The organism is Arthrobacter sp. H14, from assembly GCF_000520495.1.
Lineage (GTDB): Bacteria > Actinomycetota > Actinomycetes > Actinomycetales > Micrococcaceae > Arthrobacter_C.
Genome location: NZ_KI914659.1, coordinates 29,116 through 39,438, shown reverse-complemented (window position 1 = coordinate 39,438; position 10,323 = coordinate 29,116). Strand labels below are relative to the sequence as shown.

At 61.7% G+C, this 10,323-nt stretch carries 11 protein-coding genes and 1 pseudogene; 6 read left to right on the top strand and 6 right to left on the bottom strand.

Translation table 11 applies throughout. The features are described from left to right. The 3 genes from Y707_RS0113325 to Y707_RS29035 form a co-directional block, all read right to left on the bottom strand. A partial coding sequence (locus Y707_RS0113325; RefSeq protein ID WP_026535465.1) for an alcohol dehydrogenase catalytic domain-containing protein occupies window positions 1-282 on the bottom strand: 282 nt, incomplete at its 3' end. A gap of 133 nt (window positions 283-415) precedes the next feature. Continuing rightward, on the bottom strand, window positions 416-2,218 hold the full coding sequence (locus Y707_RS25910) for a thiamine pyrophosphate-requiring protein (protein WP_035781732.1): 1,803 nt from the start codon (window positions 2,216-2,218) through the stop codon (window positions 416-418). Between the two features lie 570 nt (window positions 2,219-2,788). Further along, on the bottom strand, window positions 2,789-3,187 hold the full coding sequence (locus tag Y707_RS29035; protein ID WP_253905169.1) for a P-loop NTPase family protein: 399 nt from the start codon (window positions 3,185-3,187) through the stop codon (window positions 2,789-2,791). Between Y707_RS29035 and Y707_RS32855 the strand changes: the two genes are divergently transcribed. The 5 genes from Y707_RS32855 to Y707_RS0113295 all read left to right on the top strand — a co-directional run bounded on the left by Y707_RS32855 (window position 3,155) and on the right by Y707_RS0113295 (window position 7,538). Next, the gene (locus Y707_RS32855; RefSeq protein WP_253905167.1) at window positions 3,155-3,340 is read left to right on the top strand and encodes a hypothetical protein; all 186 of its coding nucleotides are present in this window, start codon (window positions 3,155-3,157) and stop codon (window positions 3,338-3,340) included. The genes Y707_RS29035 and Y707_RS32855 overlap by 33 nt on opposite strands. A gap of 96 nt (window positions 3,341-3,436) precedes the next feature. Then, entirely contained in the window at window positions 3,437-3,763 is a 327-nt protein-coding gene (locus tag Y707_RS25900; RefSeq protein WP_051441981.1) for a PDDEXK nuclease domain-containing protein, read from the top strand. 239 nt (window positions 3,764-4,002) lie between these two features. Next, a complete protein-coding gene (locus Y707_RS0113305; protein WP_026535463.1) occupies window positions 4,003-4,782 on the top strand; it encodes an alpha/beta fold hydrolase in 780 nt (259 codons plus the stop codon). A gap of 486 nt (window positions 4,783-5,268) precedes the next feature. Beyond that, complete coding sequence (locus tag Y707_RS25895) at window positions 5,269-6,321, top strand: AI-2E family transporter (RefSeq protein WP_253905166.1); 1,053 nt, start codon at window positions 5,269-5,271, stop codon at window positions 6,319-6,321. An 86-nt stretch (window positions 6,322-6,407) separates the two neighbouring features. Then, window positions 6,408-7,538, top strand: coding sequence for an FUSC family protein (locus Y707_RS0113295; protein ID WP_026535462.1), 1,131 nt, complete (start codon window positions 6,408-6,410; stop codon window positions 7,536-7,538). 136 nt (window positions 7,539-7,674) lie between these two features. On the opposite strand, the gene Y707_RS0113290 is transcribed toward Y707_RS0113295, so the two are convergent. Beyond that, on the bottom strand, window positions 7,675-8,988 hold the full coding sequence (locus tag Y707_RS0113290; protein ID WP_026535461.1) for a DUF2252 domain-containing protein: 1,314 nt from the start codon (window positions 8,986-8,988) through the stop codon (window positions 7,675-7,677). Window positions 8,989-9,358: 370 nt separating this feature from the next. On the opposite strand from Y707_RS0113290, the gene Y707_RS25890 reads away from it, so the two are divergent. Further along, window positions 9,359-9,532 (top strand): CsbD family protein, encoded by a 174-nt coding sequence (locus Y707_RS25890; protein WP_035781730.1) that lies wholly within the window; start codon window positions 9,359-9,361, stop codon window positions 9,530-9,532. 70 nt (window positions 9,533-9,602) lie between these two features. On the opposite strand, the gene Y707_RS0113280 is transcribed toward Y707_RS25890, so the two are convergent. After that, entirely contained in the window at window positions 9,603-9,833 is a 231-nt protein-coding gene (locus Y707_RS0113280; RefSeq protein WP_035781728.1) for a DUF1206 domain-containing protein, read from the bottom strand. Window positions 9,834-10,063: 230 nt separating this feature from the next. Continuing rightward, window positions 10,064-10,323, bottom strand: a pseudogene (locus Y707_RS31510) (SAM-dependent methyltransferase); the annotation flags it as partial.

The following is a 10,323-nucleotide window of genomic DNA, read 5'->3' as shown; positions in this document are numbered from 1 at the left end:
GAAGCAGTGCCCACAAGAGACATTGAACGGTATGACGACGCGGTCGCCGGCACTGAGGTTCCTCACCTGGGAGCCGACCTCTTCGACGATGCCCATCGGTTCGTGGCCGATGATGTCACCCTTGTCCATGAAAGGACCCAACACTTCATACAGGTGCAGATCCGAACCACAGATCGCGGTGGACGTGACCCGGATAATTGCGTCCGTCGCCTCCTCGATTTCCGGGTCCGGAACAGTCTCCACACTGACCGAACGCTTACCCTGCCATGTGAGTGCTCTCATTTCTTCTCCTCCGTGTCACTATCATTTGAATAAGGCCGGAGCCGATCAGCTCCCTGCCAAATGCCGGCGCCACCGGCATCGTCACTCATCGTGTCCCTGATCGGAACTCATTTGATCTTCGGCTGGCTTGGTTTCAGTCCGAGGGCAGCGCCTGCCCATCCTGCTCGTGACCGGCATAAATATCCAGCAGCTCGCGCGCATGATCGGCACCGGGCCCTTCCTGAGCGAGAGCGCCGCGCATCCCTTCAAGTTTGGCTTCGCCGGCCGGGAACGGTGGCAACAGCGGAACAGCGGCGTCCGTGACCGCTTCAATAATCACCGGCCGGTCCGCTGCCAGGGCCGCTTCCCAGGCACCCGCCAGCTGATCCGGGTCCTCAACGCGAATGCCCGTCAGCCCGAGCAATTCAGCGTATCCGGTGTAGGAAAAATCGGGCAGATCCTGACTGGCCGGAAAGCGCGGCTGATTTTCCTTCTCACGCTGCTCCCAGGACACTTCGCCCAGATCACGGTTGTTGAGCACGCACACCACAAACCGGGGATCCGGCCAGGACCGCCAGCTGCGGCTGACGGTGATCATCTCGGCCAGCCCGGCCATCTGCATGGCTCCATCTCCGGTAAGCACCACGGCCGGACGCGTCGGGGCTGCAAGCTTGGCGGCGATGGCATACGGGATCGAGCAACCCATACTGGCCAGGGTGCTCGAAAGGTGAGCGGGCACCCCGCGCGGCAACCGCAACTGGCGGACGTACCAATAGACGCAACTTCCGACGTCGACAGCCACCTGGGCATCGGATGGCAGCTGCCGGCTCAGTTCTTCCACGACCCGCTCCGGATTCACCGGTTCAGCAGGGGTCCGTGCCCGGCGGCCGGCGATTTCCCACCATCGGGATACCTGCTCCTCCACCGCGGTGCGCCAGGGACTTTGTCCGCTCTCCTCAAGCAGCGGAAGCAGCTCCTCCAGCGTGGCAGCCGCATCGCCGGTGAGCCCGACCTCGATTGGATACCGATTGCCGAGCAGGCTGTCGTTGATGTCAATCTGCACCGCCCGGGCGGCACCGGGAGGCGGATAGAACTCTGTCCAGGGATCATTCGAACCGACTATCAGCAGCGTGTCGCACGCGCCCATCAGATAGCTGCTCGCCGTCGTGCCTAAATGCCCCATAACACCTGTAGCATAGGGCAGCGACTCATCGACATACGGTTTCCCCAGCAAGCTGGTGGTTATTCCGGCACCGAGCTTCTCCGCGACGGCAACGACTTGTTCCTGGGCGGCGCTGGCCCCCTGCCCTACCAGCAGCGCCACCTTTTGGCCCGCATTGAGTAACTCCGCAGCGGCGGTGAGGTCCTTCGGCCTTGGCAGGATGCGGGGCGGATTCCACTCCGCGGCGGTAACGACAACTCCATGCTCCTGATCCAGAACCGGCGCCGGTTGTTCCTGAATATCATGGGGCACGATTACCACACAGGGGCTCCGCGTCGCGATGGCGGTGCGCAGAGCCCGGTCCAGGACCATCGGCAGCTGCTTGGGGGAATTGACCTGCTCCGAAAACTGCGCCGCCACATCCTTGAACAGTGTCACCAGGTCCACTTCCTGCTGGTATCCCGACCCCAGCACGGACCGGTCCTGCTGGCCGATGATCGCCACCACCGGGACACTGTCCAGCTTGGCGTCATAGAGGCCGTTGAGCAGATGGACCGCCCCCGGGCCTTGCGTCGACGTCACCACGCCGACCTCACCGGTATATTTGGCGTGACCCACCGCCATGAAGGCCGCGTTTTCCTCATGCCGGGCCTGCACAAACTCCGGACCACCCTCAGACCGGTTCAGGGCCGCCAAGAGAGTGTTGTTTCCGTCGCCGCTGTACCCAAAGAGCCGATCGACCCCCCACGTTCGCAGCCGGTCCACTATCAGGTCCGCTACTAGCCGTTCACTCATGCCGGGCTCCCTTCATCGTGTCAGTGCGCTCCGGCGCTGGCGCAATCCCCCGGACGAACCAGCACCCGCTCATGCAGTAAGTATACTTACCATAGTTCCCCGAGGTTGTTGCTGGCACCCTGAGAGGCCCGATTGAGGGCATTTGATAGCACGAAGGAAAAACCACTTGATGGTGACGACACCTCTGGAGAGCCACCCAATTTGGCCCCCCTGCACAAATTGCCGTCCAGCCAGAGCCCAACAGTCATCGCCCCACCGACCTAAGCGAGACCCGTGGTGGCCTGATCCTCATAGCCTCGTCCATCTCTGCGACCACGCCTACGCCCTACGAGGGCGTCCAGGGAAACGAAAGCGTACGGCTGCAACCTCGTCGAGACCGTGCGCGAAGAGCTGCGCGACACTCCATCGGCGTCACCGCGCTGCTGCCAGGTGTCAGGTGCCACCGACAGCGAATTTCACAGCTATGCGGGTATGGCAACACCACCGGATCGGCCGTCAGCAGATGTTCCCGAACGTGGAAGCCGGCGTTCACACTATCGTAGGTTCATGAGCGAGCTTGAACCGCGCTCCTTAGCCGCAGAGTCTGAAGCTGAGCGTTGGCTCCTCGTCATCGGCCGGCGATGGCGCCGCCGCCAGCTGCGCCAGTTCGGCACGGTCAGCCGCGTGGATCTCATCCACGGTGATGACCAACCCCGTGCTACGGGCCTGAAGGAGTGTGAGGAGTTCGACGGCGATGCTGCGCCACGCGACCTGGCGTTCAGGTGGCAGTTGGGTCGTTAGGCTGAAGCCGGCAGCCGAGACCGAGGTGATGCGGCGGCGCTGCGGCCCATCGCCGAGCTCTTCAGCGAGTTGCCGCATGGACTCGCCGATCCGCCCCATAAAACCGTCGGTTGCGGTTTCGGAGATCACGGCCCATCCGTGCTCGCGGGACGTGTCGTGAGCGGTACCGAGCATAACGGTCTTGCCGATACCCCGGGCGCCCGTGAATATAGTGAGAAGTCCCGGGGCGCCTGCGCCGAGACGGAGGCCATAGTCGAACTCATCGAGAAGTCCGGCGCGGCCAATAATGTCCGGCGGCGTAGCACCAGCCGAGGGACGGAACGGGTTTTCCGTACGACATAATCCTTGTGAGTCACTGTGTATCTTGTGAGTTTCGTTTCACCTGTGAGTTTTATGAGTACCACCAACATACAGCTCCCCCCCCGCGACAACCGCTTAGTGCGGTCAACGGGCTATTTCGTCATTGAACTAAAGACCGGCAAGTTCCAGCCCGAGTACGCCGGGAAGTTGAATTTCTATGTGGCTCTGGTCGATGACAAGTTCAAACGTGCCGCCCATGGTGCGACGGTCGGGATACTGATCTGTGGAAGCAAGAACGAACACAGCGTCCGGTACGCCCTGGGCCGGTCTGACTCCCCCATGGCCGTCTCGACATACACCTATGACTCCCTGCCGGTCGAAGAGCAGAAAGCAGTCCCGGGTGAAAGCGAACTATCGGCAGCATTCGATCAAGTCGATGTGCCGGATAAAACTTCCCCCGATTAGACTTTGTGCCCAACGTTTGGGGCGGATTGAACGGTCGCGAATGTTCTGCGGCACCCCGGCAGCGCCACCCACACGGGTCCTCTATATACCGCAGTCCGGCAGGGCAGCAGCCCGGCTCGCTTTCATGGCCGTTAGAATCGGGTACTGCCGACGGGCCGATAAGTGGGCGCACGAGCGGCGAGACTGTGACAAACTGAGTCCTCGGCGGACGCGCCGATATTCCTGCTTGGGGGCATCACATGACCGGGCTGTCTAAAACGGTCGTAGACGTTGACGGCTATACGCTCGATGTCCACTCCACCCTTGCCCGCGGAAGCGGGCCGGTGTATGTGCTGGTGCACGGCATCGGTGCCTCTCATCGCTACTTTCTGCCTCTGGCCCGCAACCTGGCAGCGAACGGAAGCCGCGTCTATGTCCTTGACATGCCCGGCTTCGGGAGCACCCCTGCTCCCCGGGAAGCGCTGACCATCACAGATTTCGCGCGCTTGGTCCTTGCGGCGTTGGAGCGGGTTGCGGCCGGGCCCGCCATCATCGTGGGACATTCCATGGGCGGGCAGGTTGTTGTGGAAATGGCCCTGCAGCAGCCCGATGCCGTCACCGGATTGTTGTTGCTCGGGCCTACCGCCGAAGCTGGCGCCCGCACTGTCCGGCAGCAGGCATGGCGGCTGTTGCGCAACGGTGTCGCCGGCACGATCCGGTCGCAGATGGTCGTTACTTTCGATTACCTGCGCTGTGGTCCGCGGTGGTTCCGCGCCAGTCTGCCGGCAATGCTGAACTATCAGATTGAGCAACGCATCGCCTGTGTTACGGTGCCTGTGCTTATTGCCGCCGGTGAGCGGGATCCGGTCGCACCCGGGCCGTGGCTGGAGAAACTCGCCCGCTCCTGCCCCGGTGCACGCACCGCCGTGGTGGCCGGTCAACCACACGCTGCCATGTACACCGACCCGGGCGCAGTATCCCGGCTGTGCCAGCAAACAGCCGCCCGCATATCAAACCGGCCAACTGAACCGACGCACTGACGTCCCTGCCGCGGCGTCGGAGCGCCGCTGCCCACGGATGCAAGATCCGCCACACTCCGTAAAACAGGAAGACCCGGGCCGAACACAGGGCCCTAGAGGCGGCCCGGATAGGGTGCTCTCGATCATGGAAATAACCGAACCGCCCAGAGATTATGCCACTGCGCGGAGAGTTTGACACCGTTTGACCCGGCGCCCGGACCGTGGGGTTCACCGCTGCGGATTTGGTTTTGGTCTAATCAAGAGTGTGACGAGAGCCACGAGAATGCAGGCTGCGAACAGGATGATGCAACGACCGCATCGACAACATCTGCAGGTTTGCCGCCGACCTCCAATAAACGCAGCTGCTCGAAAGGAACTTCCCGCATGCGAAATCCTCTAAGACCACAAGCCAGAGTCCCCATCCACACGACGGGCGGGACGCCGCCTCAACAAACCCCGGACGGTGGCCCAGCCCGTGTCTGGTCCGACAGCCTCGGAACATCTGCCATGCGCGCGGGGCAGATCCTGCTGCTGCTGACCCTGGCCGTGCTCACTGTCTATGCTTTGCTGCAGCTGACTCTGGTACTCATTCCGGTACTGATCGCCTTGCTGTTGGCGGCGGCGTTCGCGCCTCTGGTGGAAGTAATGCACCGAAATCATGTTCCAAAGGTCTTGGCCACGCTCATCTCCTTGATCGCCGCCGCAGCAGCTTTGGGGGCGGTGCTCGCGGCGGTCATTTACGCTTTCAGCAACCATTGGAACACTTTGACCGCCCAAGCCAGCCAGGCACTGGACCAACTCGGACAATTCGTTGCCGGAGGCCCACTGCCGATCACTCCCCAACAGCTTCAACAGGCGCGTCAGACTGCCGTGGACGCCGTGGCACAGAGCGTCTCCTTCAGCACGGCGGTGGCCGGACTGAGCACCGTAGCGACGGTTATCACCGGGCTGTTACTCATGATCGTCATCCTGTTCTTCTTCCTCAAGGACGGCCGCCAAATCTGGCACTTCTTCCTCCGCCCACTGCACGGGCACCGCCTGGACCGGGCACAACGAATAGGAAAATCATCCCTGTCCGTAATGGGGGGATACATCCGTGGAGTTGGTCTCATCGCCGTCATCGACGCCGTCTTCATCGGTCTCGGCCTGTGGCTGCTCGGCGTTCCACTGGCCCTGCCCTTGGCCGTGATCATATTCATCGGCGCCTTTATCCCCGTGGTCGGCGCGACCGTGGCAGGAAGCCTTGCGATACTGGTCGCCTTCGTCAACGGCGGACCGAGCACCGCCATCATCGCCGGAATCATCATCCTCGCCGTCCAACAAATCGAAGGCAACCTTCTCTATCCCCTGATCATGGGCCAGACCGTCAAACTACACCCGCTGGTCATCCTGCTGGCTATCACCGCCGGCGTACTGCTGGCCGGGATCTTCGGCGCCATAGTCGCCGTTCCACTGGCAGGGGTGGCCTGGACAATCATCAAAGAATGGAAGCAGTCACCACAGAGGACAACCGCCAATCCGGCTCTGGAATCGACGGCCGGGGCCGGCGCAACGGTCTAAGACGGTCAGGTGGCCGACCCCTGACGATTTTGTTTTCACGAAAAAAACTTCGACAAATAACGCCGCAAAAACCGCTTAGGAATCAAATGAACAAGATATTTGCTGAGAAAGGGCAACGACAGCGTCCTGCGCTGTCACGGGTCAAGCCCATACTGATTAATCAGAGGACGTTATTAGCGTTCAAAGCGGCCGTTGCCGTCGGACTCGCATGGGAAATCGCACCCCTGATGCCGGGCGTCCTTGATGAGTACCCGTACTATGCACCGCTGGGCGCTCTGCTGTGCATGCACCAAACAGTGGCACATTCGTTCAAATACGGACTGCAGATCCTTGCTGGACTGGGAATAGGCCTCCTCCTCGCCACCGGAGTACTCCTCTTCGGAGCACCCAACCTGCTCACCATCTCACTCGTGGTAGCGGTCGGCGTCCTCATCGGCAGCATGCGCTGGCTGGGAGCGCCGGGGCAGGAATATTTACCCATAGCGGCCCTGTTCGTCCTCATCGTCGGCGGGCAGCGGGCCAACATCTATTCCATCGGCTATCTCGTTCAAATGACCACAGGTGTTGTCGTGGCGCTGGTGACCAACGCCGTGATCATTCCGCCGCTGGCTTTCGACGCGGCCGTTGACACCTTCTCACGGTTCCGCACCGGCCTTGCCAGGCATCTGAACAATGTCGGTGAAGCGTTGAAGGAGAACTGGCCGCCCGAACGTGAAGACTGGGCCAGGCAGAACGAGGCCCTGGCCGCCACCGCAGACGAGGTCCGCACCGCGATTTACACTGCGGATGAAAGCCGCAAAGCCAATCACCGCGCCCGCCGCCACCGCCGCGACATCGCCGGCGATTTCAATGATCTTCATGCGCTGGAGAATATTACCTTCCACATCCGGGACCTGACCGAAGTGCTCGCCGGAGCCGCATGGGGCAAACCATTTCCCTTCCACCTTTCCGCGGACCTGCGTGAACCGTTGAGCGGGGCCATACAGAAAACGGCAGAAGCATTGCAGGCATGGGATACCGGCAGCACTGACACTGCAGTACTTGATGAAGCCGAAGATGTCCTTGAGACCCTGGCGGTCCAGCTGGACGAACACCAAAGTTCCGAGGCAGCCTCAACATCAGCTGCCGTCATGGTCACCATGACCCTGCGCCGCATCCTCGCTGCAATCCGCCCACGAATGGAACAATCAGCGAATAAGCAGCCCACCGGCAGGTAATCCCGTCACCAATTTTCCGGCCCGCCGGGGTTGCCTGCCTGCCGGACTGTGGCGGACGCGGTCGCAACAGTTCTGTCTGTTGCCGTTCGAATCACCTCGTTGCAGGAACGCCGGGGAGTGCTGTGACCCGGGACGGTCAGGTGGCCGGCACCTTGGCGATCTTGTTTTCACGGAAAGCTTCGACGAACAGCGCGTGGTCCCGGCGGACGGTGGCGGCGTACCCGGTACAGAAGTTGACCAGGCCGTCGATGAATTCATCCTCCCGGCCTTCGATCACGTTGAGGATCGCAGCTTCTGTCTGGAACGAGACCAGATCGTGGTCGCTGTCCTCGTCGGTTGAACAGTGGATTTTGGCTGTCGCGCGGCCAAGGTTCTCCAGCACCGGCTCGATCTGCTCCGGTTCGGTAAGCTCCTCCCAGCTGAGATCGCGCTGGTAAGGGGAGAGTTCCGAGACGACGTAAGCGGTGCCGGCGATAGTGGTGTAGCCCAGGTAAGGGTCGGTGTTCGTCTGCAGTGACCGTTGGCTAATGACCGCGCGCTGCCCGTCATGAGCGAAGAAGTCACGCACCCGCCCTTCGGTGACAATCCGGCTCGGCGCAGCGACATTGGCCTGTTTCATCGACAGGACGATGTCGTTTTCCTGCGCCTCGTCGAAGCCCTCAATGAGAATGTTGTAGGCCGGCAGGCCGGCACTGCCGATACCGAACCCGTTTTTGCCCACGATGTCCTTGACCCGGAAGAACACCGGCCGCTGGTACCGGTCATGGTTGGGGATCGTCTTGAGGTAGTCGTCAAAGGACTCCGAAACCTGTTCGTACTCTTCCTCGTCCAACCGCCGCGTGGAGTGGTCTTCACGGAAATGGCGTTCGTGCTCCTCGACCAGGGTCAGAGACTCCAGCAGTCCGGTCCGCCGCCCCGCCCTGGCAGCCTGCAGCACCGCGTGGATGGTTCCCTTTGTGTTGCCCAGGCCCAAGGCAAAATCAGCCTGCCCATCGGCATCGTATTCCTTGACCTGATTCAAGTATGCCCGGACATACGTCGTGGACAGCTCCCGGATCGATTGCTCCGGAAGCGCCTTCTGCCAGCACAGCAACGCCAGAGAGGTAAGAAAGCGGCGCAGGTCCCAGGAGAAGTGCCCGACATAAGCCTCATCAAAATCGTTGACATCGAAGGCCAAGGCCCCCTCGCTGTTCATATACGTGCCGAAGTTACCCGCGTGAAGGTCGCCCTGGATCCAGACCCTTCCGGTGCGGTCGTCCGCCCATTGATCGCCGAGGTCAGCCATATCAGCGTAGAATACGGAAGCACTTCCCCGGTAGAAAGCGTAAGGATCGGCCGCCATCTTCCGGAACCGCAACCGGAACGCATCCGGATCGGCCTCCATCAGTGCCTCCAGGGCACTGACCAGTGTGTCCGTAATCGCTTTCTGCCGTTCAGCTGAATCCGTCATCAGATCACCCTATAAGCGCATATCCGACCAGCCGGAGGCAGTACGGGGATAGTTATTCATTCGATACCCGTCACCAAAGCCGCTATCGGCTCCTAACGACCGACTCGTCCCTGCCCCGGCCCTTCAGCCGTGAATGGAACAACGAAACCATGGACGGCAGCGCCTCACCGTCGGCCCCCATACACACCGCGGACAGGGAAGGGCTTACCGCCCGGCCGCCAGCTGCTTGACCACCACCCCCTAGCTCGACTTTCCAGTCCGAGGGTTCGGCGTTGCTTCCCGGGTTTGCCGCCCCATGCGTAGGATGGGGCGTGTGACCCGCCGCAAGGTTTTCGGGCGGGCACAGCCGACTCCAAGGAAGGTGAAGACCATGGGTGCTGACGACAAGATCGGAAATGCCGCCGAGAAACTCGGTGGCAAGGGTAAAGAAGCTGCCGGCGAGACCAAGGGTGATGAGGATCTGAAAGCCGAAGGCCAGAGCGACCAGTCCAAGGCGGATCTGAAGGACGCAGGCGAGAAGGCAAAAGACGCTTTCAAAAAATAGCGTAAGAGATGAACGGTGCAGGGTGCCGGTCCTGGAGGGGCCGCACCCTGCATGCGTTTACCCTGCCGGTTTACATTTTTGCGAATTTCGTGCGGGCAAAAGAGTAGATTCCATAGGAGAAGGGTCCCAGCCCCACCCCGGCGACAACATACGGGCCGAATGGCTGCCCGGTCAGGGCTCTCAGTGCCGTATCCAGACCGGGCGGTGTTTCCGGGTTGGATCTGGCCGGCGCGAACTCGAACGCTACGCCAAGACCCACGACGAGGAGGGCCATCATGTCTGCCCTGCACAAAACTGTCATGGACGTTGACGGGTACACGCTCCACGTCCACACCGGTCATCCACCTGCGGCAGAGGGCGGTGGACCAGTTTTTGTCCTCGTCCACGGGATCGGCGCCTCCCACCGGCACTTTCTGCCCCTGGCCGGGGAACTAACAGCCACCGGAGCAACGGTCCACATCCTCGATATGCCGGGCTTCGGAAACACCCGGCTCCACTGCCTGGCCGTGGAACACCGGACGGCGCATGCACCTACACAGGCAGAGCCAGCAGGTCCAGGTGCTCGACGCGGACGGAGAGTTCTCCCTGCTCCAGCTGGGAGCGGCGCCGGTCAAGCCAGGCGCTGGCCTCGCGGGCCAGCCCGGGTTCCTGCTCGAGGGCGGCTTCGATCCACTCATCCACCCACGTGCTGAACAGCTCCGGCGTCGAACCATCCAACTCCCATGGGGTATCAACGGAGGTTACCGATAATCCGTGGCGGGCCAAGGCGCCGTGGGCGGCTGCGGCGGCAT